We start from the raw sequence: 26,427 nt of genomic DNA on the forward strand, positions 1-26,427 counted from the left end.
AAAACAGCACATTCGGAACGAACCCTCTTGCGCCCAAAATGGATTCGTTCTAAATGCCCGCCATCGCTCGAATTGAAGAGCGTGTGAGGCCTCGTGGCGGAGTGGTGACGCAGAGGACTGCAAATCCCAACAAAATGTAATGTTTTCAGTAGGCGTTCTGAATAAGACGACCCAAAACGATACATTTTCCGCCGTATACGGCCATTGATTTCATTCACAAATTTTGACTATTCAGAACGGCCAAAACGCTTTTTCGTGGCCTCTAAAACGCGCTTCTCTGTCTCTTTCGCATACCCGCGATAGGCCGAAGCCGTCTTGTGCTTTGACAGCACTCTGCCTTGCCCTTCGGTAAGGCCTTTCTCCTCAAGCTCCGTCATGCCGCCATGCCTGCACATATCCAGGCTGAACTCTGGCGCCGACAGTTTCCCCGCCTCCCTGAGCTTGTCAGCCATCTCCCTGACTTCATGAGCCAAGAACGTTCCATCACCAAAAAGCTGGCCGTTCTTCTTACACACGATCGATGTGCCGTATCTCGGCGCCTTGCGAAGAACCTCTTCAGCTTGGGAATAGAGCAGGACTTTCGATCCATCTTCGTCGACGAACTCGAGCGGGTGCAGCGCCAGCGCATCATTCTTTCGATGCTTCAGCCGGATCTTGTCGGGATGGTCGGATGCTCTATATCCGGTCCACGGCGCAAAGCCGGCTCCGATCGATGACGGGCGCATCAGCCATTCGAAGGCCAGCACGGCGGCTGCAGCCAACTCCCCACGGCCATTCTCAATCGCCCCGTCGGCAAACTCATAGACCGCTTTGCGATCAACATATCCCTTGGTCGCCTTCTGACGTCTCTTTACGGTGACGCCTTCCCATGGGTTCGCAACATCGTTTCGGAACTGGTCGGGGTGATGCGGCCGCATGCGCTTCCACATGGCCTTGCAATAGGTGACGACCTTCTCACCCATGCGGTTGGCGGTGTCACCTGAGAAATGCAGGTAGACCTTTTCGGCCGTGCTGACGCCGACGTTGTTAACCTTCGCATCTCCGAACCTGACCTTGTCACCATTCGGTTTTGTTATTTGAACATCTGTCACGCGTTTGAAAACACGCTTGTAATCGGCCCGGCTAAACTCGCCTACGCGCTCCAGAAAAGAATTGTGAGACAGGTAGACGTTCACAAGCCACTCGACAGTGCCGTATCGGCTCGTATCGGGCTCGTGACGAGGGTTTGCTTTCTCCCTGCGCCAGCCCTCCAGCCGATCATTCCAGACCTTTGCTGCGGCCACCAGTTCAGCCTGAGAAAGGTTGACGCCAAGAGCCGCGCTGCGGTAGGGGCAGCCAGCCTTGCGGTATAGGGTAGGGCACGTCCAATAGTAGCCGGTTGATCCGTTGGCCAGCGTCTTGAACGAGGTATACGGAGGCATAGTGACGGGGATCATCACCACACTTCCGGGTCGGCGTTTTCGTCTACGCCAATAGCCTTGTCCAGGTCGATCTTGCGCCACGCTCTGAATCTGCCCTTGCCGGTTCCGGTCTCGATGAACGGCCGAGGCCACACGGTTCCAACACGGCTGATAAACGCATCGACCGTCTTTTCGCCGGCATAGGCTGCCGCGTGCTCATCTCTAAGGACAGCAGGCCAGCATCCGGCGGGGATGACAGCATGTTTCGTCATTTATCCCGCTTTCCCCGTTTTCAACAGGCTGTTTGTGCACAGGCGATCCCTCTCTCCTTTCAATCGCCGCTCGGCGTTCCGGCATTACGAAGAGATGCGCCTTGCCAGCGTCGGCAGCATCAGCCAACGCTCTAAGACCATCTGGCGTGATAGCCGCAAAGCTGCCGTTAGGGCCATGCGATTTCATCAAGCCCATTTCGCATAGGCGCTTGCTGGTTTGGCAGGGAACGATGATGGCCGAAGTGCTTCCGACCGATTGAAGCATTTGAATTTGTCGCTTACCTAGCCGCATCACCGCTCCTCCTATTCGACGGGTGGAGACGTCCGCACCGGCATGCGCCAAAACGTGGATATCCTGATGTGGTCACATGGTGACGTGGATATTTGTGAAGGCCAATCTTGCAAAGTATCCAGCGTATCATTCGCCGCCCTCCTGCTTTGCGGGTGCTGCGGCGTAGTCACCGGCCTTCATCGTGTATTCTGCTAAAAGAAATGCAGCGGTTTCCCACCAAATTGTTTGCCGAAGCATCCCACACTCATGCGCCGTGATCACTTCGGTAGCGGCTTCGTGCACTTCTTCTGGAAGACACCCCGCCACGTCCTGCACCTGTGCGGATCGGTCATCTATGTGCCTGCGGATGATCTTGGCTACCTTATCACGTCGCCAGTCTGCACCCGGTTCCTTTGATGGGTCGGAGCCAATGCCGAGAAGCAGAAGAATTTCACTTGCACATTCGGTGTCGCTTACCGTCCAGTCGTCCTGCACCTGTGCGGAGAGGGCGTCAAACTCGTTGACGGCATCGCGCAACCCGTCGATGAGGTCTTGATCAACTACCGCAATGCTCCCGTGATGGGAAACTCGATCCACTAAAAAGCGAGCATTGTCCCGCAAAGCCTTCACGGCCACGGATGGCGCGGGCTTCTGGTTCAAACGTTCTTCAATCAAAACGCCGGCACGATTTGCGGAGTATGGCACGTCATCTGGAGCGCCAACTACTTCGATCAGCAGATAGGTTAAAACCTCTTCTGCCGCAGTCTGGCGATTGTTTCCGCCGTCATTCATCAATGCGTCGGCATTGTATAACTCATCCGACTCCGCAGCGGACAGGGCGGCTTCGAGGGCGCGCTTTGTCGCTTCTTCTGGCGGTCCTGAAATCCAGTAGTCTTTTTGAAAGCTGGCATCCAATATCTGCTGCGCCTTCTCGATCATCTCATCAGTTACCATTGTGTTCGCCTCCTTGCGGCATAACGCGAGCACGGACCTGCTCTTTCGTCTCGGGTATGGAGTTGCGGTAGTCGTCGGCCATCTTGCGGACCGTGATGCGGTGCAGGCCGGTTGCCTTGGCTACCTGACCCTCCGACAAGACGCCTTCTTCGTGAAGACGGATGAGAAGCGCCTGCATAGAAGCAACGTGATCACCGCCGTGTCCGTATGCGCCACGAGCGTGCCCGGTGCTGCCATATTTCTTCCGGCGCGTCTCCCATGCTCGTGCTCTTGCATCACTCTGCATGGTGTTCGCCTCCTGTGCTGGCGAGGGCGCGGAAGTCGGAAGGACCGAACCACTCAACGATGCGGTCGTTTTGGCAGGCGACGTCGGTCCAACCGTTTTCATCGACCCAATCTTTCGAGACGGCGCGGAATGGTTCGATCACGTCTTCCAGCCGCTTCACCTCGGCCTCTGCTGCCTCGGCGCGGGCCTGTGCGTCGTTGCAGTCAGTGGCCATATCGGTGGCAAGTTTGGCTTCCCGAATGCAGGAAATTCGCTCCTCATCGTACAGGCGCAAAATCTCATCGCGCTGTTTAGCGTAGCCATCCCGTGACGCGCGAAGTATATCATTCTCGCGCTGCAAGCTTTCGAGGGTGGAGAGGAGTTCCGGCATGGCATTGACGGCAATAGCCATGAACCCACCAAGCTTATCCTGTTTGTCGCCGCAGCCGATGACAGTGAAGAACGTACCGTCGTAGTCTTCGTTGATTGGCGCGATGATTGCATTGAACTCATCGCAGTCAGGCGTGAACTCCACCTTCAGCGGGCCGACGCCTTCCAGCGCCTTCTTGATCTCTTCCAATGCGGTCATGGCTTTGCCTCCTCGAGGCTGCCGTATCGATAAGTGTCGATAGGCCCGTCAGTTGGTTCGCCGGTATTGAGATCGACAACCGGAGCGCCGGCGAGGCAATCGGAATGGCATATGCCAAGCTCAATATCGGTCGCGCAAATGTCGTCGGACTTGAATGCCACCGCGCAGACGGGGCAGGTATCTTCGTGATTTCCGGTCATGGCGTATCCTCGCGATAGAACGTGACGGGCCGGTAGACGACGGCCTTTTTGGGCTTTGCTGACTTTTGGAAGCCGGGTGATTGGATCGTCTGCTTCGGGCGGGTGATGCCAAGATGCTTCTTGCGGACGGCGGCAACCTTTGCCTTCTCGGCAACATCGAGTGCTGTTTTTTCGACGTGGCATTTGCGATGGGCAGGCTTGAGATTGCTTTCCCGGTTTTCGCCGCCGTTGATCAGCGCTGTGACGTGATCCAAATCCCATTTCTGGCCAACCTGGATTTCACTCTGGCAGAGATGGCAAATACGCTTGTCGCGGGACATGATCCTGTCGCGGACACTTCCGGGCGCGCGGTGATCGTCAGATTTACCAATCCATTCCTCAACTGTCCGGGCCATTAGTTGCCCTCCTGTGCGAACAGGTCGCCGGATGCCTTGTCCTCGACAAAGAGACGGCACGGCAGATTGCGAACTCCGTCGCGCGGGATCAGCATGTGAAGAATGCTGTCCGGCTTGTTGCACTCCTGATAGTTCAACATGAGATGCGCGGTCCAGATCGGGCAGTCTTGGTTCTTGTCGTGGACGCATCGAGAGCAATAACGCTCCTGATAGTCGGCGCCCTCAGTACCGTTTGAGAAATATCCCATCACCTCTGCCCTCCCAGCGCGCGTGTCATCATGTCCCGCTTGCGGCGCTCCAGATCGCGGACACGTCCTGTCTTGCTGCGGGATTGCTTTGCCTGTCGGATCTCGGCGTCGATCTCGGTTTGCCAGTTGTATTCACGGGCAAGGTTCCGTCTCGACTTCCAAGCGAGCCAGTGGTGGATGGCGCGGCGGATGAGGCGAGTAGTGGGGCTAAGCATTTGCAACCTCCCCATCGCTGCTGAAAAGCTCGACCAAGCCCTTTATACGGTCAGTGAGGCCGCTGACCTTGTTGGCTTGCTCAATGGTAGTGAGCGCGTTCCAATCGGTGAGGTCGGCTATCGCCTCTGCAAACCTCCGCACCTCGTGGTAGTCACCGTCGGCCTTGATGATGTTAGTGCCCGTCTTTACGTGCATCACTGACCAAAGGCCGGTGTTAATCTTAACGAGCGCAATTCCCTTGTAGGCTGGCGCGGATATGAAGTCTCCGGTTTTGTTCCCCCGGAAGAAGTGGCGGACCCATTTAGCCATCGACGCCTCCCAAATCAGAAGCCTTGCAGTCCAGCATTTCGGCAAAGTGCGTCAGCGCCTTTTCACGCAGAGCCGGCATCACCTTCGGGTCAGCCTTGATCTGGGCGTCAGCGCTTTCGACAAAAGCCTTGATGTGCAGGTGAAGTTCTTCCGGCAGACTGTCCTTCCAGTTGTCCTTTGCGGTGACAAGCGTGGCGCGGCGCTGTTGCGGCGTCTCCAGCGATGGATCAACCACGATGAACATGAGCTTTCGGCAGCACTCGATCAGGTCAGCGCGATCCGTTGGGTAAATGGTCGAGGCCGGAGCATCCGATGCGGGGGTATCATCCGCTCCGGCCTCATCTACTGGCGTATTGCCAGCATCTGCCGACGACGCAGGGGCAGGGGGAGCGTCGGCGGAAGGGGTGTTGTCTTGGTCAGGGCGAGACGCTGATGCGCCTTGTGTCTGTTGGCGCACAAAGTCACGGTTAAAGCCCTCCTGCCCGTCTGTGGTGTCGCCAGAGGCTTTACGTGCGGCGGCGATGCGTTCGGCGATGTCTCCGCCACCTGCATCCATCTGATCGGCCAGCATTTGGTCGTGAGCAGACGCAATCGACTTGAGCGTGTCCTTGAAGGACTCGAGAACCTTTTTCTTCGCCGGCGTCAACGCGGCCCACCATTTCGTCAACGGCGCAACGCCTTGGTTCGCGATCATCAACCCTTCGCGCTTGGCGTCTTCAAGATCGGTGTCAATCGCGCGGCCCTCATTCGCCCACTGGCTGACGGTATTGCCGATCTGCGTTGTAACACGGCTACCCTGCGGAAACGCGTTCAGAAGGTCACCGGGGCATTTCTGGAGCAAAGGAACGTGCGTTCCTTCTTCCAGCATCATGGAGACGGTCATTTCGTAGATGAACGACTTCTCCTGAACGACGACAAATCCTTCATTGATGATTTCGGTCTTGCCGTCTCGGCCCTTGGCCTGAACGACCTTTTCCTTGACGCGGCAGCAGAAGATCAGGTGAGCACGGGTCTGCAACAGCTCGTTCATAAGCTTCTTGTGGCCAGCCTTGGGCTTCTGCCAGCAATGAAGGCCAGCGCGCTTGGTCCGTTCCTCGATCGCTTCGGCTTGCTCCAGAACGCCGCCCGAGCCTTCCCATTCGTGAGATATGCTGTCCACGACGATGGCGGGATATCCTGCCTTCTCGAAAGCCTTGATCGCTTCGATGTAACGACCGGACGTGAAAGGCGGGTCGAGATCGATCACATCAAAGCCGCCGGCGACGTCGGCATAGAACCTGGATCGCTTGTTTTCGGTGTCGATGAAGCCGATCTTGCCTTCGGGACCGACGAGGCCACGAGCGTAGAGCAGGGCGCTGTAGGTCTTCCCAGAACCGGAGGGGCCAGCGATCGACGTGAGCGTATAGGTTTTCTCGCGCACTGCGCGTTCGATTTTCATGGTCAAGCTGCCTTCGGAATGGAGGGTTCGTTCTCGATCATCTTTTCGAACTGATCGGTCGGGGAGACGGTGATTCCGCTTCCGTAATAGGTGGGCCAAAAGCCGGTCTTCCAGCACTCGGCAAAGGCGTTCAAAGCCGCTCGGTTCTGGCGCTGGCCGTACCAGATATACTGCGCGTCAACCGGCTTGATGTTGTAAGCGTAGGGGCGCTTCGGTTCTATGAAGAGCAGGACGTGATCCTTCACGTCGATGTTGCGGACTTCCTTGATTGCCGTGGAGGCAAGAGCAAGCTGCATGTGATAATTGAACTTGCGGACAGACAACGCGCATCCGCGGTCGCTGGCGTCGGCGGTCGTTTTCAGGTCGGCAATGACGTTGTCGGCCGGAATGGAATCGGGCCGGGTCTTTACCCACACGCCAGTTTTCTGGTCGAGATAGATGACAGAGCGCTCAACGTCGCCACGCAACAGGTCAACGAATGTCCGGTCATTAGCGACACGATCCGCCATGCCCTCGATCTGCTCGATTGCAGAAGGCAGCAACACCGTCTTGCCGGCGGCGATCTGATTTTCGCGCCACTCGCGGGCCTTTTTCGTTTTGTAGTCAGAGTATTCTTCGGGGCGGACCACGTACTGGTCACGGAAACCTTCTTCTCCTAGCAACAGCGTGTGAACGGCTTTGCCAAGGCTGAAATGGTCCTTCTGGACCTCTGGCGCGCGGTCGGGGTTCAGATAGCTGTTATCCCAGAACTTGACAGGGCAACCATCTGGCGGGGCAATCTCACGCAATCCGCTAGAAGAGATAGAAGGGCCGTGGCAGCAATCGGAATGATAGACCGACATAGGCATGTAACGGTACACGCCCGGTTCCGTCACCTTTCCGCCGCGATAGGCGCGCTCGCTCTTCTTCGTCGGGAACTTATCGCTCAGCGCGCCAACGATGCCTGATGCTAGGGTGCCGGTGGATTGTTCGGAACCTGGAATATCAACTACCTTTTCCATGCGACGGTGACCTCCTGATTGATAAGCGCCATGCGCTGGTATTTCGGGATGCCGATGAAGGCCCAGGAAGCGGAGACGCCGCAAACGGTGAGCATCACGGCGATAACGGCTCGGAACCGGCGCTTGAAAGACTTGGTCGACGTGTCGATGCGCCGGATGTGGTTGCCGAGTTCGATGTAAATCTCGGTCGGGTCATCCGCTTCTTGTGTGTTGGTGGTGAAGAAAGCGTCCATCACGAGCGGCCCTCCGCTTTGGCGATGGAGGCCTCAAGCTTGATTTCGACGTCAGCGGCAAAGTCCGCCGCATCAGCAGCGTCCTCGACGTTGTATCGAAACAGGCGAAGCGTTTCCTTGGCGGCTTCCAGCAGGTCGTCGTAAGCCGGGAAACATTTGTCGAGAGTGGCGCCCTTATCGACGGTGCGCGTTCCGACAGCTGCATGCATTTCCATTTCAACGGCGGCTTTCATGGCGCGCTCGGTAGGTCTGCTATCTGCCATTTTCCTGCCCTTTAATGCGCGGGTACTCGGTACACAGCCCGCTGGTGGGTTCAGTTGGTGGGGTGGTCACTTCATATCGTCGTAGTCGAGGAAGTAGGCCTTGCCGCAGACGTCACATTCGTAGCGTTCGCCATCGAATCCGCCGCCAGTTTCCTTGATGTTTGGGCACTGTGACCATCGACCGGTTCCCGTGTCCCAAATCCCTTTGGGGTTGGCGTCTGAGAACGGTGTGAACACAGGGTTTCGGCAAATGTCTGGCTGTTTGGTCGGGTCACCGGGTCGGCTCATCTTACTCTCCCGTTGGGGTGTGAGGGGTGGAGAGGGCGATGTCGGAACGGCTCACAACGTCCACGAGGACTTTGGTAAGGGCCGTTTGCTCACGCGCTGCTGTCGGGTCCGAAAGGCTCTTCGCGAGAGCGCCGCTGATCACGGCTAGCTTCTTGAGCGCCATCAATTCGATGGCTGAAATTTTCACTGCGGGCATTCTTCCCATCCCTTGTCTGAAGCCCTATGCGGGGCGGCTCAAAACGGCAGGTCGCCGTCGTCATTAAATTTTGGGTCAGTTTCGGCTTTGACCGCCAGAAGGGCATCTGCCATCGCGTAGCGGACGCGGGCTGAAAGCATGAACCGTTCCGAATTCGCGATTGATCGCCACCAGCTATCGAACGGCCCGAGAGACGTTTGCTCGTCAGACCAGACCTGACCGGATAAATATGTGAACCCAGCCATGGAGACGATCTCGGCAATTCCCGGCTGGTCTGCGTGGATCGCGGCATAGTCGCGGTGCGTCATGCCTTCGAAGCTTGCAGGATACCCATCGACATAAGAGTGGTTTCCGGGGAAGGCTGAACCGCCTGTTGTCTTTGCGCGTTCGGTCACAGGCGGTCCTCCTGCATCATCTCGCGGCGCTGGTCGGCGTGGTCTTCAAGTGCCGCCTGATGCTGTTCTCCGGCTTCGGTTAGCATCCAAGTCTGGAAGTCGTCGCCGGTCGTGAATTGCTCTTCCAGCCAGTCGGGAAGCGCCACCGGATCGGGCAAAGGCTTGAGGCCGGACATCTTGAAGAACTGGACCTTGCTGACTTCTGCTAGAGGCATTTCAGCCGGATCAACCAATGTCGCCTTACTGCCGGGATGAACTGTGAAGTCCACCACCATCTGCAATTCGATCTCCGTGCCGCTCTCGCTGGCGCTGATCGAGATGTACTGTTCTGCGCGGTATTTGTTGCTCATCGTCATCACTCCGCAGCCTGCAGATTTGCGCCGCGAACGAGTCCGAGAGTGCGGTGGTTCATGGTGTCGTACTCAGGAAAGATCGGAACCTTGGCATCGGCAGCGTCTTCGCCAGCCTGAAATGCGTGGTCGATATCCAGCGACAGGACATTCGCGTCCGGCATGTAGTCGATGTCACCGCCGCAAGCCTTGATGCTCTTGAGGAGGAAATCATGGAACGCAATCGATGCTGCCTTGAATGCTTCGGAATTGGCCTTGAAAGACCGGCTCGGGTTCATCCCGGCAGATTCCGCATCCAGCGCGGCTTTCAATGCTTCGATGTGCTTTTCCATTTGCTCATCCTCAGTGGTTGATCCGATCAGGCTGCAATGTTCATTCCGCAACGGGCGTTTTCGGCGTATTCAGCGGAAATCCGTTGATGCCGAACCGCTTTCTCAAGCTGGCCGTTGAGCAGGTAATCGAGCGCCCATTCAGAGTGCATCGCTGCCTCTTCCTGCCAGTATTTTGCGGTTAGCTTTTCGTAGAACATCACGCAGCCCTCAGAATTTCTCGGCGGCATGGATGTCCGGGGTTGAAGACGGCAGCTTTCAGATCGCCACGACCGACGCTGATAACGACTTCCTTGCCAGCGCATCCCTTGGTGCGGAGCCAATCGACGTAGGCCTGAACGTCAGCAGCATCGGCAATAGTCTTGCTGAAACCGTCGCAGTAGATTTTGTAAACCTTGCCCATCGCTCATCTCCGGTTCTTGTGGTGGCAGCGAGATCGGCGGGTGTTGGTGATTCTTCGTCGCTGCTGATGACTGGAGAGTGCATTACGCACGTCGCGTTGTCAAATAAAAAGTGCGAAACGCACGAAATAAGTTGACCGCTCGAAACGCACGGGGATAAAAGAAAAGCGCCGGAGGGATGATCCTACCGGCGCTTGAGCAGCTTTTGTGATAGAAATTGCCTAACACATCACAACAATTGATGGAATAGGTATTGCTGCTTCAAGGCACTGAAAAGCACAAAATCTTGCGTCTGCTCGGAGGTTCCCGGCAAGATGATGTGTTCAGAGGTGCAAAGGCAGCGGTTTTTTCAGGGCTTGTCCCGCGCCGCCGATCAATCCGGCAAATCAATCCCCACGCGGTGGCCGTCTGCCAGGCTCAGACGGAATCAAAAATGCCTAGGATGCGTGACCCATAGCGCCTAGGGCCTGACGGTGCAGGGCAACCCCCTGACGGTCCCACGTTTCGAAACTCCGCCGCCTTGACCCAGCGGGTAAATTTCGAGATGCCAGCAGCCGTAAAAAATGCTGGCGAGGAACGATCTGTGGAAGGATCGGCGGGCTTGCCCGGAAAAGATGCTGAGTATGCGCCCGAAAGGGTTCCCCTAGTCAGGGACTGGCAAGAGCGGTTCGGGATTGTCCTATACCCTGTCAGGCAGAAAAGGGTGGAGCTATGTCTGGACCTTGGGAACGAAGCTTTTCCCAGTCATCACCAGACAACGCGGCTTCCAGCACAACGTCCACCTCGGGCAAGAAACTCTCCCACATCGGCCGGCCTTCGAACGCCGTGTTTTCAGGAACGTCGTTAAACCGGCATAGAGCGCGAGCAGCTTTCTCCCTTGGGGAATGAGCGCGGGAAGTCAAAGCCGCTTTCCACTCGTAGACACGTCTTCGACCGGTGCGCCCACATTGCGACGGATATGCTTCTGCGCTGAGCGCCTCGGCTTTATGTCCGTGACGAACGCAAAGTACCGGACGGGTATGTCTCTCATCATGGGAGCATTTACGCTCTCGAGATGAAATAAACCCGGCTGCGATCCTGGATATGGCGTCTTGATCAGAACACGCTCGTCTTCAAGGAAGCAAACGCAAGGTTCGCCCATGTGATCCTCCGTCGGGCTTTCCTTCTCATCATAGAAGATCAGCCACCCGTCATTCGCTATTCCCTCATGGAATCCCCCTGAACTTCCAACGCTGAGGTATTTACGCTTGAGCCTTCGGGGGCTGGAACCTCCCCGAAGTTTCCATCTCCCGTGGCAAACAGAACAGAGCCATCGGGGCCGGCGCCAGCCTTGCCGACGATCTGAACCATTGTCGGGCCTTTTTCTGGCCCATCGCCCTCACCAGTCAAAAGCCATCCTTGGCTAACCCGGAAAGCCTTCGCATATTTGTCGGCCGCCCGGACAATGCCGCGCGTGCCATTCTCATGCTGCGTATAGCTGTCTGGACTCCATCCGAAGTAAATGGCAGCGTCTTTCGCCGTCTCGAACTTGCGTGCGATCCGGGCTTGTTCAAGCCGCTTGGCGGCATCTGGGCGATCATCAAACTTCATATAGTGCAAAAAGCACGAAACCACCGTGCGTTTCGACTTGACAAAGCGCCGTGCATAACGCACGTTAAGTGCATGACGCACGAACTCGACATCAAATCGCTCCGTGAGAGCATCAAGTGGAAGCAAGATCGGCTGGCGCGCTTTCTGGGCGTTGATCGTTCGAGCGTATCCCACATGGAAAATGGTCGTCCCGTGAGCGGGCCGGTCAAGCGCCTTCTCGAAACCCTTGCTGCTGCCGCCAAGGCAGGAACTGCGGATGCCCTCTGCCCGGAAGAGACGGAGAATGCAGCATGACGCTGAATGTCTCCGCATATCCGCTCTGCGCCGCAAGGCTCAAATTCCAGCGCGCCGACCTCAGCGACAAGCTGATGACGCACTACTGGGCGGCTGTGTGCGTGGCATTCGACATTCGCGATGCAGAGCTTGCGGAGGCTGGCGGTTTCAACTTCGAGAGCCGCACCGAGGAGAACGGCAAGCGCCTCCTGTCTGGTCTGGAAAATCTTCTGATGAAGCGCCAGCAGCGTGTTGCCGCGAACTCTGCCTATGCCAGCCTTGAACTGCGGGCGTCTCTCGGAGCCAGAGGCATAAAAACCTCGAAGCTCAAGACCGAGGACGATTATTGGCTCGTCGCGGAAACGCTCTTTGCCGGTCGGATCACTCGCGACGGCGGACTGACGCGGCTTTACGCGCAGATCTGCAACATCACCAAAAAAGAGCGCGCTCGCCTGACGGCTGAGAACCTCAAGAAAATTGATCCCGACTGGCTTTCGGATGCCGCGGCTCATCAGAGGAAACTCCAGTGACAGAACAGAAAATCACAATGGCAGGGCTGGAAAAGATGTTTGGCGAGAGCCAGCCGCAGCTTGTCGACGGCGCGTCTCAGGACTGCATAGGCGAACTGGACATCGATCCGGCCCGGTTGCTGAAAAAGGTGATCGCTGCGGTCATCAGTCATGATCAGGGGCATATCCTCTACGACTTCCCAGAGGTTCTGGAATTTCTGAAATCGCGCATCCCGAGCCGTGAAGAGCTGTCCGGCCACACCGGCATCGATGAGCGCATGTTCGAAGCAAAGGCCAAGTGGCCGAACCTTATTCCGGGGACGCAGATATGACCCAATGGAACCACAACATATCCCAAGCCCCGCGCGACGGCAGCCACGTCATTCTGGCGATGCCGAACAAGACGACGCTCCGTTCCTACTGGTGCGAGCCGAAGAACGAACCGGCGCACTGGTGCATGCTGAGCCACAAGAACGAGCCGGTGGCTTGGATGGCATGGCCGGAACATCCATTCGCATCCGCTACGACGAGCGAAGATGCGCTGACCGAAGCCCCGACGAACGTAAGTCTCCCGGTTGACGAGAGGAGCGGTGAACGGGCCAACGCAGGAGGCGACCATGTAACCGGTGGCGAGAATGCTCATACGATATCGGCGGGGGAGCTCGTCAGTAACTCCTCCGCATTCCTTCTCGAAGACGTTGGGGGAGGTGCCTGAATGGACACGGTTCAAATCCTCAAGGAAGCCCGCGCCCTCATCGCTGATGAGGAGAACTGGACGCAGGGCGATTATGCGCAAGACAAAGACGGCAACCAGACTATGCCTAGTTTGAGTGAGGCGACGTGTTTTTGCGCTGTTGGTGCAATTCACCGAGTTGGACGGATCAAGCTTTCCCAGTCTGTGCCTCTCGACATCATTTCGGTTCTCGCCATCGATGAAGCTGTAGATCGTACTGACGTTGGAATCAGTGAATCGGCAATAATCGGGTTCAATGACACCCACACCCACGCCGACGTTCTCGCTCTCTTTGACCGCACCATAGCTCGCGCTGAAAGCGAGGCCGCATGACCTCCGCCCGTATCGAAGCAGCCACACAATCGCGCCGCGCAAAGTACCGACCACACTACGTCGGCTGCCGCGAGTGCCACCGTCCACTTTCCATTGAAAACCAGATCGAGAAGTTCTGCGACGACTGCGGGACTGTAACGCCGGTCGAAATTCGTGAGGGGAATTGATCATGAAGAAGGTCACCAAACAGAAGCCGATCGTCATCGATATGAAGGCCTTTGAGGCTGAACTGATGGCTGAAGTTGCCCGCATCAACGATGAACGGGCGGCGGCATGACCGACACGACCATTTTCATCGGCGGTGAGGCGTTTCTGGCGGCTGTTACTGTCCTCGTCATCCTGGCGCACTTCACGGTCTCGGGGCGGGAATAACCTTCAACAAACTGAGCGGCACGTCCCCCTGACGCTCAGCGCTGGTCGCCTTCATCCACCTCCCTGTTGGCGGCCAGCACCCTTACCAGCGTTCTCCCCGCAGCCTTGCGATGACTGCGGCGAGGGGAACACCAAGGGGAACAAAACCGCCTTTGCGCGGCGGGCCGGAGACGGCGGTTTGATTGGCATCTGTGCCGCCGTCTCCATCAGTTTCAAAGCCTTTGTACATGTTGGCCTCCGTTGACGCCGCCAACCTCGCACAAAGGATGAAGAATGTCTGACAATAGGTTTTCACGAAACGTAAATTTTGTTTCAGAGGATGAAATGTCTAGTACTGCGTTAGTCGAAGCAAAAGACTGGTACGACAAGCTTATGGCCTTGGAATTTAGGGGCCGTGGCGATCGTGAAAAGTCTGCCCGTGGGCGAGTAGCCGATAACATCGGTGTCCCTGAGACGTGGCTGTTCGACCTTCAATACAAGTCCAGTGGCAAGAAAGATGTGCGCGGTGCGCTCTATCGAGCCCTCATGCTTGGCATCCAGAAATACGAAGACCTTTGCCAGAAAAACGAGGAAGCGGCGGATCGGTACAAGGCCGATCGCCTGAAACGACGAGGCAATCATGAAACGGCTGACGAAAAGCCTGCTCAGGCGGGTTTGGGAATGGATTCGTCTGAGGTTTGAGAAGAGGAAGTCACGATGAAGGCGGCGACATACAAAAAGGGCGTGAAGCCCAAGCGGGGTATGAGCCTCGCACGTCGCGCCGCAAAGCGTGACGCCAGCGAACCGGAGATCGTCACGGCGCTAGAGCAGTGCGGGTTCTCGGTGTTTCGCCTGAATGAGCCTTGCGATCTGCTCGTCGGCTTCCGTGGCAAAAACTATCTGGTCGAATGCAAGACGAATGGCACAGCCTACGGCAAAGACCTCAACAGCAATCAGCAGGCTTTCAACGACTTTTGGCGCGGCGGCAAGATGGTTCGCATCGGCAGTGCTTTGGAAGCGCAAGATTGGGCGATATCGATCGCCAGTAAGGCGACGGCATGAGCGAGTATCAAGAGTTCCTCGATCGCAAGAAGATCACCGATCCTGATACAGGCATCAGTGAAGCTTTGTCCCTGCCGTCGGTATTGAAGCCTCACCAGCACGATATCGTTCAGTGGTCATTGCGCCGCGGTCGCGCCGCTATCTTTGCCGGCACTGGCCTTGGAAAGACGCTCATGGAGCTTTCATGGTCGGATCAGGTCTTCGACTTCACAGGTAAGCCAGTCCTTATCATGGCGCCGCTAGCCGTCGCTGAGCAACACATTACCGAGGCCGAGAAATTCGGCATGGCGGCAAATCTGGTGTCGTTCCATCCCGAGGAAGGATGGGGGATCAACGTCACCAATTACCAGAAGATGGATCACTTCGACCTGTCCCGGTTCGGTGGCGTCGTTCTGGACGAAAGCAGCATCCTCAAAAGCACGGACGGCAAGTACCGCACGAAGCTGATTTCCGAGTGCTCGAAGATACCGTTCAGGCTGGCAGCAACGGCAACTCCGGCGCCGAACGACTTCATGGAGCTTGGCAATCATGCGGAGTTCCTCGGCGTCATGTCGTATACCGACATGCTTGCGACGTTCTTCACACACGACGGAGGCGATACGCAGAAATGGCGGCTGAAAGGGCACGCTGAGAGCGAGTTCTGGAAGTGGATGGCTTCGTGGGCCGTGATGCTTCGGAAGCCTTCCGATCTAGGCTATGACAATGCCGGCTACGATCTTCCGCCGCTGAACTACCACCAGCACACTGTCGGAGTGGAATACGCCCCAAGCCTCGATACCGGCCTCCTTTTCCCCATGGAAGCCCGCACGCTGCAAGAACGCATTGCGGCTCGCCGTGACAGCGTATCCGAGCGCGTGGCGCTAGCCGCCTCCATGACGCCGGCCGATAGACCTTTCGTATGGTGGTGCAATCTGAACAGCGAAGCTGAGGCCCTCGCAAAGCTGATACCAGGCGCGGTCAATCTATCAGGGGCCGACAAAGACGACGACAAGCGCCGCAAGCTTGTTGACTTCTCGCAGGGTCGCATTCGCGTGCTGATCACGAAGCCGTCGATCGCCGGGTTCGGAATGAACTGGCAGCACTGCGCAGATACCGGATTTGTCGGGCTGAATGACAGCTTCGAGCAAATCTATCAGGCGATCCGTCGCTTCTGGCGGTTTGGGCAGATGAAGCCGGTCAATGTCCATTTCATCGCATCTGAAATGGAGGGCGCCACCGTAGCAAACCTCCGTCGGAAGGAAATCGACGCGGACCGGATGGCCGCAGCGATGGTGATGCACATGGCAGACCTTTCGAGTGCAGCTGTGCGCGGATCTGTTCGTGATCGTCCTGACTACAATCCAACCATACCGATGAAAATTCCAACATGGATAGGGGAGTGCGCGGCATGACTATCAACGCCGTCGACCAGGTTGTGACCGATCGATACGCCATCTATCAGGGCGACGCATGCGAGCTTATCCGTGGCGTCCCCGGTGATAGCGTCCATTTCGGCATCCATAGCCCGCCATTCGAGGGGCTTTACAAGTTCTCGAACTACGACCGCGATATATCGAACAATGACGGCCCGCAGTTTTGGGAGCACTACGCATTCCTGATTTCCGAACTCTACAGGGTGACGAAGCCGGGCCGCATACATTCCGTTCACTGCATGCAACTGCCCACCAGCAAGACACGACATGGCTTTATCGGCATGCGGGACTTCCGGGGCGAAATCGTCAGAGCCTACGAGGACGCCGGGTGGATCTTCCATTCCGAAGTTTGCATCTGGAAAGACCCGGTTATCGCTCAGCAGCGCACGAAATCTATCCGGTTGCTTCACAAGCAGATCACGAAGGACAGCACGATCAGCGGTATGGGACTTGCTGATTATATCGTGTCATTCCGCAAGCCGGGGGACAACGAGGCGCCCGTCGCTGGAATGTTTGACCGGTGGTCTGGCGATGACAGCCTCGACATCAGCCGTGAGGCCTATGAAAAGCACAGAAAGCAAACCGAATCCGAAGGCCGCAAGGCTTGGCCCTTCGAGCAGTGGCGTTCAATCCTCGTATGGCAGCGGTACGCTTCGCCAGTGTGGATGGACATCAACCAGACGAACACCCTGCAGTATCGCGCCGGTCGCGATGAGAAGGACGAACAGCACATATCCCCGCTACAGCTGGACGTGATCGAGCGATGCCTCGATCTTTGGTCGGCAAAGGGTGAGACAGTCCTGACACCGTTCCTTGGCATTGGAAGCGAAGTTTACTCCGCTGTAAAGCTCGGCCGAAAAGGACTGGGTTTCGAGTTGAAGCCGTCCTATTTTCGACAGGCAGTCAAGAACATCGCCGAATTGAATATTCAACCAGCTGACACGCTGTTCGATATGGCAGGTGTCGCATGACCGGCCCGAGAAAGACGCCCTCGCAGTCCTACAGCCGTTCCTTGGCGATGAGCTGGCGAAGGCCATTGTTGAGTTCCGCCGGCACACGAAGAAATCCCCGCTGACCGGATATGCCGCCAAGCTACTCGTGAAGGAATACCAGATCACGGGCAATGCCGTGGCGGCCGCCGAAATGCAGATTTCTATGTCGTGGCAGGGCTTCAAGGCCAACTGGTATTTCAACGAACTCGCCAAGACTGGCCAGCGCCACCCGCACCAGCCGCCGCAACGCCGGACAGGCGACATGGCAGATTTCACCAACGACTTGATGGAGGGCTACTATGAACGCAAGCTTCCGACCATCAACCATTGAGGCGCTGAAATCCTTGTGGGTGGCGTTGCCGGTCCGCGCATCAAACGATGGGGCCGACGGCGATCCTCGCGAACGGCAAATGGCCATCCTACAGCTCTATTGCGAGGTTCTTTCCGAGTGCAGCGAGGCGGCTATCTGGAACACGGTCAATAACCTGCGCGCAGGCAAGATCGAAGATGCCAGCAAGAGCTTTTGTCCGAAGGCTCCCGAACTGGCCTCTTATGTCCGCAGTGAGCAGACACGTCTCGACGCGCTGAACCGGCCAAAGTCTATCGCGGCTCAGCCAGTGACCCGGCCTTGGACCGATTGGCGAGAGGTTCACCTGAACCGGGCATTCAAGGAAAATCGTGCGTTCATCGAGCATGTGACGCTCGATCAAGCGAAAGCTCGGTCCAGTCGGAAGAAATACCCAGCCGGTTCGACGTGGTTTTGGTCCCTTGGTCCCGTCGATACCATGCTTGGCTCAATGTATGGGCCTGCCGGTAGCGCGGAAACTGACGGTCAAATCTGGGGCGACAACAGGCAGCATGTACCTGCATCGGTGGTGATCCATGTGTGATTGCCCTCTATCCGAAACAGAGCTTCGTGTAGCCCGCTGGCTGGCGGATGGAAAAGACTGCCAGGACATCGCGCTTATCCTGGATCGCAGCAAGATGACGGTCACCCGGCATATCGCTGCGGCCTACAACAAGACCGGCACCCACAACATGCACGGCCTCGTCGCCTTCGTTCTGCGTAAAGGATGGCTCGAATGATTGAAAGAATCCCCACAGATCGAGAGATCGAATGCGTTCAGGCTATTGCCAATGGGCTGACTGCCAAGCAGGCATCGTTCAAGCTCGATACATCGATCAATCTGTTCAACAGGCTCCTTGAGAGAGCGCGTCTGAAAACAAGCGCGAAAACAACGGCTGAACTGGTCGCAATCGCCATGAGAAACGGATGGATCCAATGACCATTCAGGAACGATTAGAGGCTCAGGTTTCCGAGCACGAAGCGTTGGGATCGACGCGCCGGGACAAATCTCTTGGCATTCGGTCTATGCCGGAGGGTTACGCGCTCATGTTGAACCGTGACGAAAGCCATTTCTACTGGCTCAAGTTCGATGGCTCGGAAGGGGTGGAGGCGTGGGACAAATGGTACGTCTACCACTCGGCCACGATGAATAGCGATAGCTGCGAGATACTCGCGGTGCTTCAAGGCAAGATTGGAGCGTCTGCATGACCCCCATCCAATGGAACGGCTCAAGCACCAGCTTTGGGCCGGCGTTTGAGAAGGCAGTGAATAGCAGGGGGCTTTTCGCATGAGATACGGCTCAGTGTGCAGCGGCATCGAAGCCGCGACCATGGCTTGGCATCCACTCGGATGGACGCCGGCATTCTTCAGCGAGATCGAGGCTTTCCCCTCGGCCGTCCTCGCTCATCACTACGGATCGAACATGCCAGGAGAACCGCTGGCAAAGAACGGGATACCGAACTATGGCGACTTCACGCAGATCGGCGCGGATGCAGGACCAATCGACCTTCTTGTGGGAGGAACACCCTGCCAGTCTTTCTCGGTCGCAGGAAAGCGTCTCGGACTGGATGACCCGCGCGGTAACCTCGCCCTTGAGTATCTCAGCCTGGCTCGGCGCCTGCGCGCCCGCTGGATCGTATGGGAAAACGTCCCCGGTGTCGTTTCCTCTGTCACGGATGAAGAGGACGGTGAAGGCGGTATTCAGTCAGGAATTGAAGGACGCGAAGCCGGAGACGAATGGATTGAAGAAAGCGATTTTGCGACCTTTCTCTCATTCGTTCGGGAATGCGGGTATGGGTTCGCCTACCGAGTTCTTGACGCTCAATATGTCCGAGTGGACGGCTTTGGACGGGCTGTCCCTCAGCGACGACGGCGTGTGTTCGTTGTCGGATATCTTGGAGACTGGCGACGTGCCGCAGCAGTATTACTTGAGCCCCAAGGCATGCGCGGGGATTCTGCGCCGCGCCGAGAACCGGGGGAAGGAACTGCCGGAACAATTGATGCGAGCGCTGCGCGCAGTCGCGGAGCAGGCGTAAACCCCGGCATGATAACAGGTGACTGGCCGGCTCAAGTCTCTCCGACACTCGACACCTATTATGGTGACAAGATGGGGCTTGAAGATCAGCACATATTCAATCAACGCGGTGGAAAGTTTGTGCCTGTTGCCATACAGGCAGGCGCCCTGCGCGAGAACCCAAACAGTGGCCCTGACGGCGTTGGCGTTCAGGAAGGCATTTCCTACACGCTGGAAGCTCGATCAGAGGTGCAAGCCGTTGCTTTCGATACAACGCAGATCACCAGCAAGGCCAATTACAGCAATCCTCAGATTGGAGACCCTTGTCATCCTCTCGCATCAGGTGCGCACCCGCCGGCTGTGGCTTTCGCTCAGAACACCCGTGACGAGGTTCGCCTGTTCGGTGGCGACGGGCAGGTGGTTGGAGCTCTCGCCGCAGAACCCGGCATGAAACAACAATCGTATGTCGCTCAGGATTGGGCCGTCCGCCGACTGACCCCGACCGAATGTGAGCGTTTGCAGGGATTTCCCGACAATTTCACCAATGTCCCATGGGGCAAGAAAGACACGTCGCCCGACGGGCCTCGATACAAAAGTTTGGGGAATTCTATGGCGGTAAACGTGATGCGCTGGATCGGCCGGCGGATTGAGATGGTGGAGAAGATCACGAAAGGAGAGGCGGCATGACGAACAAATCTGCAGCAAAAGCCGTCCCAACCGGCAATGAATACGAGGCCCATTACCGGCCTGTGTGGGCAGCATCGTTCCGAGTGGTGAAGACCAGCGGGAGAGTAGCGAAGTTCTCGACAGAGCTTGCAGCAGAGGTAGCAGCGTGGCGGGTTCTGTATTCCGTCGAGCAGCGGGTAATGAGACGCGACGGCGCCCTGGTATTTGCGGCCAAGGCAACAGCCGACGCACATTTCAATCTGGCTCCATCTGTCAAAGCCAAGGGCAGCAATAAGCGAACCATTGTCGAGAAGGCACAACGCAAGGGCAAAGAGATCAGCGTGGAGGGGGTTACGGCATGAGCGACAGACCGGTCGAAGCATGGCTCGCATCCAAAGACCATGAGAAATGGGGCAAGGCGATGGTGGCCTGCCAGAGCGGAGCGCCGTGGGAGTGCGGTGCAGAAGGCAAGTGCGCCAACGGCGGCGATTGCTTCACCACGGATCGACAGGGAGCCTGTGTGGCGTGGAAAATGATCAAGCGGCTCAAGAGCGATAACGTCGTGGTGCAGCGTCACCTCCATCGTGCAGTGGAATTTCTTCGTTACGGGAAAGGAGACGCAGCATGACCACAGCAGCCAAACCCAAGCACAGCAAAGAACACATAACACTGGCTGCCCAGATGTGGTGCGACGGGCAGAAAGTCGAAGTGATCGCTGAACGGCTCGGCATGACGCCGCAGAAACTGCGCGGCATGATAGACACATACCGAAAGCGCTTCCCGTATCGCAGAAATCACGTCAGGCGGGAAAACCCTGTGGTCAAGCCTCCTGAGATGGGCAGCGTCGTAACGCCGTTATCCAGACCGGGATGTGTTGTCCGCACGACCATTACAGGGGCGAGGGTCACCATGCCCGCGTGGAGTTCATTGACGGGCCAGAATGGCAGGCGAGGGCGTAATGACCAGCCATCCGGCAGCCGATCTGTTCCCCGAGACAATCGCTAAGCGCCCACGGTCGCCAAACGGCATCAACGTGCACCGCTTCCTTGAAGGATACGGCATCAAGGTTCTTCCTTATACCGATGCCAGAGGGTGGAAAGACCGGCCGGCGAACGTCGTCTATGGAGGCAGAACAGTGGCTCGCCTGATGCGAAGAGACATGGAATTGACAGGGCTGGTGGTCCGCTGCATTCAGACAAGTAACCCAACCTGCTTTGATGACGTGGTTATCCTGTCGGTATGGCGGTTCATATCGGCTCACATGGCCCACAGGAAGGCGCCAGACGTAATTCAGGAGTTCGGGCGCGTAGACCTTGCCCACATCAAGAAACGCGCTCACCGCCTCGTAAATGGGAGCTACGGGCGAATGGGCAAGACATGGGAAAAGATCGGCACGCTGTTGGCCGACGCTATGATTGAACAGGAGCACGCGGCATGAAGATTTCCGAGCAACAGAGCTACCTCGACATGGCTGGACGCAGGGTGTTTATTGTCAGGAGAGAAAAGCTCATCGACACAACAACCGGGCGTCGGGATCAATTCTGGACTTACATCGGATACCAGGTGGACCGAGACGGAAACCGCATTGGCGAGCCACGCGGATGGAAGTCAGACGGGAGAGACTGGACTGGCGACATGGATGGCAACATTATCCGGGAAGCCGATATCGGCATGTCGATAACGGAACCACAGGCTGTCATTTTGGAACGGCTTATTGAGGCCATGGAGACGGATATGGCTTTGCCGATCGCCACCGGTCCTAAGCTATTCGGAAATGCGTGGCCTGAAACATCCTCAACTAGCACCGAGATCCGTGGGCATGAAACGGTGGAGCTTGTCGCGGGAGAAGAGCACATTACCCGGCAGCGCCATGCAGCGGTCAACGATCTGACCGAGCGCAGGGCGAAGTGCAGCAGGCCTCGTATCGGGCGGATGGAAGAGGCTTTCTCCTGGGTGTCGTTGGTGTTTGATGATGAAGACCGCAAGATTTTGCTTGCCTATGCGGAAGTGAAGGCAAAAGGATGGGAATTTAAGCGCTTCATCGAGAACAGAAACCGCCGTAGCCCTCACAAAAACGCATGGGTTAAACGAACGATATTGCGTAAAATTACAAAAACCTTGCAAGAGGTTGAAACGAAGTTGCGCAAGCGTGCAATTATCTTGCGTGATTGTGCCGGTTTACATGTGTCACACGAAGAGGCAAAACACTCATGCAAATCGATAACGTCAACGGTTTGTGGGCGGGATGAAGAGATAAACCGGCATGCAACGCCGATGAATAGCCCCGCAAATATCACAACGGCCGCCGAACGTGAAGCACGACGGCGCGCCAAGCTGGAAGCAGCATAACCATTTGGACCGGCGATACCGTGAGGGTTCGCACCGCACAGGCTGAGATTGATGCGCTCAGCGGTCCCGCCAATTCACGTCGGTGTAGAGCAGCCCGGTAGCTCGCTTGGCTCATAACCAAGAGGCCGCAGGTTCAAATCCTGCCACCGCAACCAGTTTCACCAGCCCCGCCCGTAACAAGGTGGGGCTTATCGATTCAGGAGATGGTGTCGGCCGTCCCGACACAACCAGTGGGTACAATCGGAAATACCGATAGTACCGAGGTCAAGGCATCATGGCGATACCGAGGCTGATCTTTTGGGCTGGGGTGATGTTCATGGCTGCTGCCGTGCTCGACAGTTACGTCAATGGTTCATCTATGCTGGGGCTTTTGTTCCCAGTTGGGTCAACACTGGTGTTTTTCTCAATCAGCCAGTTAGATAAGGCGTGACGATGCACATTCTCGAAATGCTGGTCTACATGATCGCGGCGCACTTCCTTCTCGACTACGCCCTTCAAGGCGACTGGATGAGCAAGGCGAAGAACGCAACGCTTGATCTGGTGCCGGGTGAGCGCATCTGGCCGCTGGCACTGTTCGGGCATGCGCTTATCCATGCGACGGCGGTACAGATCATCACCGGCAACTGGTGGCTGTTCCCCGTTGAGCTAATCGTCCACTTCATCACCGACTATCGGAAATGCCGTGGCGACTTCGGATACAACTTCGATCAGGCTGTGCATATCGGCTGCAAGGTTCTTTATGCCGGCGCGCTCCTTGTTTTTTCTCTCATCCGGTACGCCTAACCCCATTCACCCGCCCACATGGAGAGAGCGATGACACGCGAACAGCGCAAGAAATTGCCAAAGGCTGGCCTGATCCGTTTTGAGTGGGGCAGCTACAGTTATGTTGCCAAATTCCGTCTTGCTAACGCGATGAAGGTCCAGATCGGACGCCTGTCCATCGTGTGGCGTATGCCGTGGCTTGAGCATTCTGCGCGGCGCCTGCATCCCGAAGTGTTCGGTTAGCCACCCCATGACCACCACCGAGCAAGAGCGGGAGAGCCTATTGGTAGATATGCGAATAGATCGTGTAGACTCCCCAGCCGAAACCGCCAAGCGATAGGACGGTGGTCACCAAAGCAGCTCTCGTCCAAGCTGTTCCGTAGCCCCAATAGCGCGCATAGTAATTCCTATCGCGCAGATGCGAGGAATAGGCTTGGTTAGCCAAGTACGCAAAAACGCAGGTGACGACCGCTAGAAAAGCACCGGCAGCGAAGAATACCAACGCCTCCGTTGCACCCAATACGAAAGCCGCCTCTTTCTTTATGGTGTGTTCTTTGCCCATGGTGGCAGATAGGAACGCTAAGAGCGCGATGCACGCTCCTCCATTCAGTATGAGCAGTGCCTTCAGGCCTTCCACCGATGCGTCAATAGATGCTTTCTCAAGGGCATCTGCCCGCGCTTCATCACTCAAGTTCGCCCCCAAGGTTACCCATGCCTGCATCCAGAAAAGCACGGCGGCCGGGCAGGGTGCAATAGCCATGACTGCCGACGACGCCCGCGAGCAAGCCTGCACCCGGTTCCTTGAACCAACCAACGCGGCATACATCGGCAAGATAAACGACAACGGCGATATCAGGTCTGCACTGTTTGACGACGAGGGCGAACCTCTGGCGATCGGTCCAGAAATGACACTGCGCCAAGTCGCGATGACAAACGGCTTCGTGGTCGTATCCAGACATTGACCGTATTCGCCCACAGGAGCCCGCTGATGCGCTCGATCATCAATCGTGGTCTAATGGCTGCTGTTGTTCTCTTTGTGCTGTGGCGCCCGTCTGACGCAAAGCAGGTCGCATATCTGCCGAGGCTCGATAGGCCAGTGGAATCGGAAACCGTCGCCATCCGGCCGAACCGGCCATGCATCGTAGATCGCGCGCCAGTCGTCATTCAATGGCAGGTGGTTGACCCGAGCGGCAAGCGAAGGACTGCAGGGTATCTGATTATCCAGCGGGGGTGCGTGAGATGAAGGCATCTGAGGAGCAGGTTTCTTGACCACCCACACGAAAAAGAGCGGCGAGCCAAACAAGGGTGGTAGGCCACCGGCTTTGACGCCAGATGAGGCGACGTTGGAGATCATTCGCGGGCTTGGCGAGATCCAATGCACCACTAGAGAATGCGCCGCAGTGCTGGGTGTCAGCCATCAGACGTTCATTGCGTTCAAGGCAAAGCATCAGGAAGTTTCTGACGCTCTGGAAGCGGGAATGCAGACCGGCCGGCAGTCACTTCGACGCAAGCAGTTCAAGATGGCAGATACGAATGCGAGCATGGCCATATGGCTGGGCAAGCAATATCTCGACCAGACCGACAAGCAGGACATCACCGCCAACGTGAAGCAGGACGTAACGATATCAGATGCACGGGCAAAGCTTGAACATCAGATCAATCGCGTTGCTTCCGGTATCGGAGAGAGCGTCGGTACTAGCAAGCCTCACTGACGCGGAATGCGAGGCTCTGGTCAATGACTGGGGCTTTCTTGCCAGAGACAACCAACTGCCACCGGATGGTGACTGGTTGGTGTGGCTCATCCTGGCTGGACGAGGGTTCGGAAAGACTCGCACTGGTGCTGAATGGGTGAGGGAGCGTGTGAAGGCTGGGGCGGGGCGTATCGCTCTGATCGCGCCGACGGCTTCAGACGCGCGAGACGTTATGGTCGAAGGGGAGAGCGGGCTTCTGTCCGTCTGCTGGGCTGGCGACAAGACATACTCGGGGGAAGACCTTGGGCGGCCGGCTTACGAGCCATCAAAGCGCCGGTTGACTTGGGCGAATGGCGCGACGGCGACGTGCTTCTCTGCTGAGGAACCGGAACGACTTCGTGGCCCGCAGCATGAGGTAGGCTGGTGCGACGAGCTGGCGGCGTGGAAGTACCTGCAGGACACATGGGACATGTTCATGTTTGGCCTTCGCCTCGGGGTGAAGCCGCAGGCATTGATCACCACCACGCCTAAACCGCTCAAGATATTCAAGACCCTTGCCAACGACCCCAAGACGGTTGTGACGCGAGGATCGACATTCGATAACGCTGCGAACCTGGCCGGAACCTTCCTCAAGGCTGTGAGGGATAAGTACGAAGGCACGCGGCTCGGTCGGCAGGAATTGTATGCGGAGGTCATGGAAGAGGCTGAAGGCGCTCTTTGGACGCGCCAGATGGTTGAGGATGCCAGGCACGAGGGCGCGTTGCCAGAGATGGCCCGCATCGTTGTTTCGATCGATCCTGCAACCACCAACAAGGAAGACAGTGCAGAGACGGGCATCGTTGCTGCTGGCCTCGGTCGTGATGGTCTTGGCTATGTGCTCAATGATGGCTCTGGCAGGTACAGTCCGGGCGATTGGGCGAAGAAGTCGGTCTCGATGTTTCGAGAACTTGGGGCAGATCGGTTCGTCGCTGAAGGCAATCAGGGCGGCGAGATGGTCCGCCATACGATAAAGACGGAGTGGTCCGCTGCACCAATCACCATTGTTTATGCATCGAGAGGCAAGGCAGCACGAGCCGAGCCGGTGGCAGCGCTATACGAACAAGGCAAGGTCAAGCATGTGGGGGCGAACCTCTCCACATTGGAAGATCAGCTTTGCACATGGGAACCGCTTTCCGGCATGCCGTCGCCTGACAGGCTCGACGCGCTGGTGTGGGCGCTGACTGAATTGATGCTTGGCGTACAGCCGTCATCCACCACAACAAGGGTATCGGGTCTGATTTGATGGAAGACGTTAAAACGACACACCCGGATATCACGCCGGATCGGGTAGC

Annotated in this window: 48 protein-coding genes and 1 tRNA gene; 27 read left to right on the plus strand and 22 right to left on the minus strand. The window is 56.9% G+C overall.

Annotated elements, in window-relative coordinates; genetic code table 11:
• Positions 1-227: 227 nt before the first annotated feature.
• From G3A56_RS01470 to G3A56_RS01565, 20 genes are all read right to left on the minus strand, one after another.
• The gene (locus tag G3A56_RS01470) at positions 228-1,436 is read right to left on the minus strand and encodes a hypothetical protein (RefSeq protein ID WP_164056031.1); all 1,209 of its coding nucleotides are present in this window, start codon (positions 1,434-1,436) and stop codon (positions 228-230) included.
• Positions 1,436-1,672 carry a hypothetical protein gene (locus G3A56_RS01475; RefSeq protein ID WP_099085282.1) on the minus strand — a complete coding sequence of 79 codons (237 nt, stop codon included), beginning with the start codon at positions 1,670-1,672 and terminating at the stop codon, positions 1,436-1,438. Before G3A56_RS01475 ends, G3A56_RS01470 begins: the two co-directional genes overlap by 1 nt.
• A 418-nt stretch (positions 1,673-2,090) precedes the next feature.
• Positions 2,091-2,897, minus strand: coding sequence for a hypothetical protein (locus G3A56_RS01480; protein WP_164056032.1), 807 nt, complete (start codon positions 2,895-2,897; stop codon positions 2,091-2,093).
• Positions 2,887-3,183 (minus strand): hypothetical protein, encoded by a 297-nt coding sequence (locus G3A56_RS01485; RefSeq protein WP_164056033.1) that lies wholly within the window; start codon positions 3,181-3,183, stop codon positions 2,887-2,889. The genes G3A56_RS01480 and G3A56_RS01485 overlap by 11 nt, the downstream gene beginning before the upstream one ends.
• Complete coding sequence (locus G3A56_RS01490) at positions 3,173-3,751, minus strand: hypothetical protein (protein WP_164056034.1); 579 nt, start codon at positions 3,749-3,751, stop codon at positions 3,173-3,175. Before G3A56_RS01490 ends, G3A56_RS01485 begins: the two co-directional genes overlap by 11 nt.
• Positions 3,748-3,951: a hypothetical protein gene (locus G3A56_RS01495; protein ID WP_164056035.1), complete on the minus strand. Its 204-nt coding sequence runs from the start codon at positions 3,949-3,951 to the stop codon at positions 3,748-3,750. The genes G3A56_RS01490 and G3A56_RS01495 overlap by 4 nt, the downstream gene beginning before the upstream one ends.
• The gene (locus G3A56_RS01500; protein ID WP_164056036.1) at positions 3,948-4,346 is read right to left on the minus strand and encodes an HNH endonuclease; all 399 of its coding nucleotides are present in this window, start codon (positions 4,344-4,346) and stop codon (positions 3,948-3,950) included. The genes G3A56_RS01495 and G3A56_RS01500 overlap by 4 nt, the downstream gene beginning before the upstream one ends.
• Positions 4,346-4,594: a hypothetical protein gene (locus tag G3A56_RS01505; protein ID WP_164056037.1), complete on the minus strand. Its 249-nt coding sequence runs from the start codon at positions 4,592-4,594 to the stop codon at positions 4,346-4,348. The genes G3A56_RS01500 and G3A56_RS01505 overlap by 1 nt, the downstream gene beginning before the upstream one ends.
• A complete protein-coding gene (locus G3A56_RS01510) occupies positions 4,594-4,809 on the minus strand; it encodes a hypothetical protein (protein WP_164056038.1) in 216 nt (71 codons plus the stop codon). Before G3A56_RS01510 ends, G3A56_RS01505 begins: the two co-directional genes overlap by 1 nt.
• Positions 4,802-5,119: a hypothetical protein gene (locus G3A56_RS01515; RefSeq protein WP_107340271.1), complete on the minus strand. Its 318-nt coding sequence runs from the start codon at positions 5,117-5,119 to the stop codon at positions 4,802-4,804. Before G3A56_RS01515 ends, G3A56_RS01510 begins: the two co-directional genes overlap by 8 nt.
• The gene (locus tag G3A56_RS01520) at positions 5,112-6,674 is read right to left on the minus strand and encodes an AAA family ATPase (protein ID WP_246231056.1); all 1,563 of its coding nucleotides are present in this window, start codon (positions 6,672-6,674) and stop codon (positions 5,112-5,114) included. Before G3A56_RS01520 ends, G3A56_RS01515 begins: the two co-directional genes overlap by 8 nt.
• The gene (locus G3A56_RS01525) at positions 6,560-7,558 is read right to left on the minus strand and encodes a PD-(D/E)XK nuclease-like domain-containing protein (RefSeq protein WP_170311451.1); all 999 of its coding nucleotides are present in this window, start codon (positions 7,556-7,558) and stop codon (positions 6,560-6,562) included. Before G3A56_RS01525 ends, G3A56_RS01520 begins: the two co-directional genes overlap by 115 nt.
• Positions 7,546-7,794, minus strand: a complete 249-nt coding sequence (locus G3A56_RS01530) for a hypothetical protein (protein ID WP_164056039.1) — start codon at positions 7,792-7,794, stop codon at positions 7,546-7,548. Before G3A56_RS01530 ends, G3A56_RS01525 begins: the two co-directional genes overlap by 13 nt.
• Complete coding sequence (locus G3A56_RS01535; RefSeq protein ID WP_164056040.1) at positions 7,791-8,054, minus strand: hypothetical protein; 264 nt, start codon at positions 8,052-8,054, stop codon at positions 7,791-7,793. The genes G3A56_RS01530 and G3A56_RS01535 overlap by 4 nt, the downstream gene beginning before the upstream one ends.
• Before the next feature lie 66 nt (positions 8,055-8,120).
• Positions 8,121-8,342, minus strand: a complete 222-nt coding sequence (locus G3A56_RS01540) for a hypothetical protein (RefSeq protein WP_164056041.1) — start codon at positions 8,340-8,342, stop codon at positions 8,121-8,123.
• 1 nt (position 8,343) lies between these two features.
• Positions 8,344-8,538 (minus strand): hypothetical protein, encoded by a 195-nt coding sequence (locus G3A56_RS01545; RefSeq protein WP_164056042.1) that lies wholly within the window; start codon positions 8,536-8,538, stop codon positions 8,344-8,346.
• 38 nt (positions 8,539-8,576) lie between these two features.
• On the minus strand, positions 8,577-8,933 hold the full coding sequence (locus tag G3A56_RS01550) for a hypothetical protein (RefSeq protein ID WP_149898077.1): 357 nt from the start codon (positions 8,931-8,933) through the stop codon (positions 8,577-8,579).
• On the minus strand, positions 8,930-9,283 hold the full coding sequence (locus tag G3A56_RS01555; RefSeq protein WP_164056043.1) for a hypothetical protein: 354 nt from the start codon (positions 9,281-9,283) through the stop codon (positions 8,930-8,932). Before G3A56_RS01555 ends, G3A56_RS01550 begins: the two co-directional genes overlap by 4 nt.
• A gap of 5 nt (positions 9,284-9,288) precedes the next feature.
• Positions 9,289-9,615 carry a hypothetical protein gene (locus G3A56_RS01560; protein WP_164056044.1) on the minus strand — a complete coding sequence of 109 codons (327 nt, stop codon included), beginning with the start codon at positions 9,613-9,615 and terminating at the stop codon, positions 9,289-9,291.
• Positions 9,616-9,641: 26 nt separating this feature from the next.
• Positions 9,642-9,812 (minus strand): hypothetical protein, encoded by a 171-nt coding sequence (locus tag G3A56_RS01565; RefSeq protein ID WP_156393974.1) that lies wholly within the window; start codon positions 9,810-9,812, stop codon positions 9,642-9,644.
• A 32-nt stretch (positions 9,813-9,844) separates the two neighbouring features.
• Between G3A56_RS01565 and G3A56_RS01570 the strand changes: the two genes are divergently transcribed.
• A complete protein-coding gene (locus tag G3A56_RS01570; protein ID WP_164056045.1) occupies positions 9,845-10,150 on the plus strand; it encodes a hypothetical protein in 306 nt (101 codons plus the stop codon).
• Positions 10,151-11,210: 1,060 nt separating this feature from the next.
• On the opposite strand, the gene G3A56_RS28530 is transcribed toward G3A56_RS01570, so the two are convergent.
• Complete coding sequence (locus tag G3A56_RS28530) at positions 11,211-11,684, minus strand: helix-turn-helix domain-containing protein (RefSeq protein ID WP_210255070.1); 474 nt, start codon at positions 11,682-11,684, stop codon at positions 11,211-11,213.
• Between G3A56_RS28530 and G3A56_RS01580 the strand changes: the two genes are divergently transcribed.
• The 23 genes from G3A56_RS01580 to G3A56_RS01690 all read left to right on the plus strand — a co-directional run bounded on the left by G3A56_RS01580 (position 11,676) and on the right by G3A56_RS01690 (position 23,648).
• A complete protein-coding gene (locus G3A56_RS01580; RefSeq protein ID WP_164056046.1) occupies positions 11,676-11,897 on the plus strand; it encodes a helix-turn-helix domain-containing protein in 222 nt (73 codons plus the stop codon). The genes G3A56_RS28530 and G3A56_RS01580 overlap by 9 nt on opposite strands.
• Entirely contained in the window at positions 11,894-12,406 is a 513-nt protein-coding gene (locus G3A56_RS01585) for a hypothetical protein (RefSeq protein ID WP_164056047.1), read from the plus strand. Before G3A56_RS01580 ends, G3A56_RS01585 begins: the two co-directional genes overlap by 4 nt.
• Positions 12,403-12,717 (plus strand): hypothetical protein, encoded by a 315-nt coding sequence (locus G3A56_RS01590; protein WP_164056048.1) that lies wholly within the window; start codon positions 12,403-12,405, stop codon positions 12,715-12,717. Before G3A56_RS01585 ends, G3A56_RS01590 begins: the two co-directional genes overlap by 4 nt.
• Positions 12,714-13,100: a hypothetical protein gene (locus G3A56_RS01595; protein WP_164056049.1), complete on the plus strand. Its 387-nt coding sequence runs from the start codon at positions 12,714-12,716 to the stop codon at positions 13,098-13,100. The genes G3A56_RS01590 and G3A56_RS01595 overlap by 4 nt, the downstream gene beginning before the upstream one ends.
• Positions 13,101-13,451 (plus strand): DUF6197 family protein, encoded by a 351-nt coding sequence (locus G3A56_RS01600; RefSeq protein ID WP_164056050.1) that lies wholly within the window; start codon positions 13,101-13,103, stop codon positions 13,449-13,451.
• 645 nt (positions 13,452-14,096) lie between these two features.
• A complete protein-coding gene (locus G3A56_RS01605; RefSeq protein ID WP_246231058.1) occupies positions 14,097-14,504 on the plus strand; it encodes a hypothetical protein in 408 nt (135 codons plus the stop codon).
• A 15-nt stretch (positions 14,505-14,519) separates the two neighbouring features.
• Positions 14,520-14,864, plus strand: a complete 345-nt coding sequence (locus G3A56_RS01610) for a hypothetical protein (RefSeq protein ID WP_246231066.1) — start codon at positions 14,520-14,522, stop codon at positions 14,862-14,864.
• The gene (locus G3A56_RS01615; RefSeq protein ID WP_164056051.1) at positions 14,861-16,255 is read left to right on the plus strand and encodes a DEAD/DEAH box helicase; all 1,395 of its coding nucleotides are present in this window, start codon (positions 14,861-14,863) and stop codon (positions 16,253-16,255) included. The genes G3A56_RS01610 and G3A56_RS01615 overlap by 4 nt, the downstream gene beginning before the upstream one ends.
• A complete protein-coding gene (locus G3A56_RS01620) occupies positions 16,252-17,247 on the plus strand; it encodes a DNA-methyltransferase (RefSeq protein WP_164056052.1) in 996 nt (331 codons plus the stop codon). Before G3A56_RS01615 ends, G3A56_RS01620 begins: the two co-directional genes overlap by 4 nt.
• Positions 17,237-17,599, plus strand: coding sequence for a hypothetical protein (locus G3A56_RS01625; protein WP_164056053.1), 363 nt, complete (start codon positions 17,237-17,239; stop codon positions 17,597-17,599). Before G3A56_RS01620 ends, G3A56_RS01625 begins: the two co-directional genes overlap by 11 nt.
• The gene (locus G3A56_RS01630) at positions 17,568-18,158 is read left to right on the plus strand and encodes a hypothetical protein (RefSeq protein WP_164056054.1); all 591 of its coding nucleotides are present in this window, start codon (positions 17,568-17,570) and stop codon (positions 18,156-18,158) included. Before G3A56_RS01625 ends, G3A56_RS01630 begins: the two co-directional genes overlap by 32 nt.
• Positions 18,151-18,354, plus strand: coding sequence for a helix-turn-helix transcriptional regulator (locus G3A56_RS01635; RefSeq protein WP_164056055.1), 204 nt, complete (start codon positions 18,151-18,153; stop codon positions 18,352-18,354). Before G3A56_RS01630 ends, G3A56_RS01635 begins: the two co-directional genes overlap by 8 nt.
• Positions 18,351-18,554 (plus strand): helix-turn-helix domain-containing protein, encoded by a 204-nt coding sequence (locus tag G3A56_RS01640; protein WP_052817745.1) that lies wholly within the window; start codon positions 18,351-18,353, stop codon positions 18,552-18,554. Before G3A56_RS01635 ends, G3A56_RS01640 begins: the two co-directional genes overlap by 4 nt.
• Positions 18,542-18,823 carry a hypothetical protein gene (locus G3A56_RS01645; protein ID WP_164056056.1) on the plus strand — a complete coding sequence of 94 codons (282 nt, stop codon included), beginning with the start codon at positions 18,542-18,544 and terminating at the stop codon, positions 18,821-18,823. Before G3A56_RS01640 ends, G3A56_RS01645 begins: the two co-directional genes overlap by 13 nt.
• Before the next feature lie 79 nt (positions 18,824-18,902).
• On the plus strand, positions 18,903-20,315 hold the full coding sequence (locus G3A56_RS01650) for a DNA cytosine methyltransferase (RefSeq protein ID WP_164056057.1): 1,413 nt from the start codon (positions 18,903-18,905) through the stop codon (positions 20,313-20,315).
• Positions 20,312-20,656, plus strand: a complete 345-nt coding sequence (locus G3A56_RS01655) for a hypothetical protein (RefSeq protein ID WP_164056058.1) — start codon at positions 20,312-20,314, stop codon at positions 20,654-20,656. The genes G3A56_RS01650 and G3A56_RS01655 overlap by 4 nt, the downstream gene beginning before the upstream one ends.
• Entirely contained in the window at positions 20,653-20,922 is a 270-nt protein-coding gene (locus G3A56_RS01660; protein ID WP_164056059.1) for a hypothetical protein, read from the plus strand. The genes G3A56_RS01655 and G3A56_RS01660 overlap by 4 nt, the downstream gene beginning before the upstream one ends.
• On the plus strand, positions 20,919-21,299 hold the full coding sequence (locus G3A56_RS01665) for a hypothetical protein (protein WP_164056060.1): 381 nt from the start codon (positions 20,919-20,921) through the stop codon (positions 21,297-21,299). The genes G3A56_RS01660 and G3A56_RS01665 overlap by 4 nt, the downstream gene beginning before the upstream one ends.
• A complete protein-coding gene (locus G3A56_RS01670) occupies positions 21,253-21,732 on the plus strand; it encodes a hypothetical protein (RefSeq protein WP_164056061.1) in 480 nt (159 codons plus the stop codon). The genes G3A56_RS01665 and G3A56_RS01670 overlap by 47 nt, the downstream gene beginning before the upstream one ends.
• Positions 21,729-22,643 carry a hypothetical protein gene (locus G3A56_RS28535; protein WP_210255065.1) on the plus strand — a complete coding sequence of 305 codons (915 nt, stop codon included), beginning with the start codon at positions 21,729-21,731 and terminating at the stop codon, positions 22,641-22,643. The genes G3A56_RS01670 and G3A56_RS28535 overlap by 4 nt, the downstream gene beginning before the upstream one ends.
• A 77-nt stretch (positions 22,644-22,720) precedes the next feature.
• A tRNA-Met gene (locus G3A56_RS01680) sits at positions 22,721-22,798 on the plus strand.
• 277 nt (positions 22,799-23,075) lie between these two features.
• Entirely contained in the window at positions 23,076-23,426 is a 351-nt protein-coding gene (locus G3A56_RS01685; protein WP_035227769.1) for a DUF3307 domain-containing protein, read from the plus strand.
• Positions 23,427-23,456: 30 nt separating this feature from the next.
• Complete coding sequence (locus tag G3A56_RS01690; protein ID WP_035227771.1) at positions 23,457-23,648, plus strand: hypothetical protein; 192 nt, start codon at positions 23,457-23,459, stop codon at positions 23,646-23,648.
• Positions 23,649-23,685: 37 nt separating this feature from the next.
• On the opposite strand, the gene G3A56_RS01695 is transcribed toward G3A56_RS01690, so the two are convergent.
• A complete protein-coding gene (locus G3A56_RS01695) occupies positions 23,686-24,165 on the minus strand; it encodes a hypothetical protein (protein ID WP_164056062.1) in 480 nt (159 codons plus the stop codon).
• On the opposite strand from G3A56_RS01695, the gene G3A56_RS01700 reads away from it, so the two are divergent.
• The 3 genes from G3A56_RS01700 (at position 24,164) to G3A56_RS01710 (ending at position 26,378) form a co-directional block, all read left to right on the plus strand.
• Positions 24,164-24,367, plus strand: coding sequence for a hypothetical protein (locus tag G3A56_RS01700; protein ID WP_164056063.1), 204 nt, complete (start codon positions 24,164-24,166; stop codon positions 24,365-24,367). The genes G3A56_RS01695 and G3A56_RS01700 overlap by 2 nt on opposite strands.
• A gap of 303 nt (positions 24,368-24,670) precedes the next feature.
• Complete coding sequence (locus G3A56_RS01705; protein ID WP_156393980.1) at positions 24,671-25,117, plus strand: hypothetical protein; 447 nt, start codon at positions 24,671-24,673, stop codon at positions 25,115-25,117.
• Positions 25,035-26,378 carry a DNA-packaging protein gene (locus G3A56_RS01710; protein ID WP_164056064.1) on the plus strand — a complete coding sequence of 448 codons (1,344 nt, stop codon included), beginning with the start codon at positions 25,035-25,037 and terminating at the stop codon, positions 26,376-26,378. Before G3A56_RS01705 ends, G3A56_RS01710 begins: the two co-directional genes overlap by 83 nt.
• Positions 26,379-26,427: the final 49 nt, after the last annotated feature.

Origin of the sequence: Rhizobium oryzihabitans (assembly GCF_010669145.1) — a bacterium.
Classification (GTDB): domain Bacteria; phylum Pseudomonadota; class Alphaproteobacteria; order Rhizobiales; family Rhizobiaceae; genus Agrobacterium; species Agrobacterium oryzihabitans.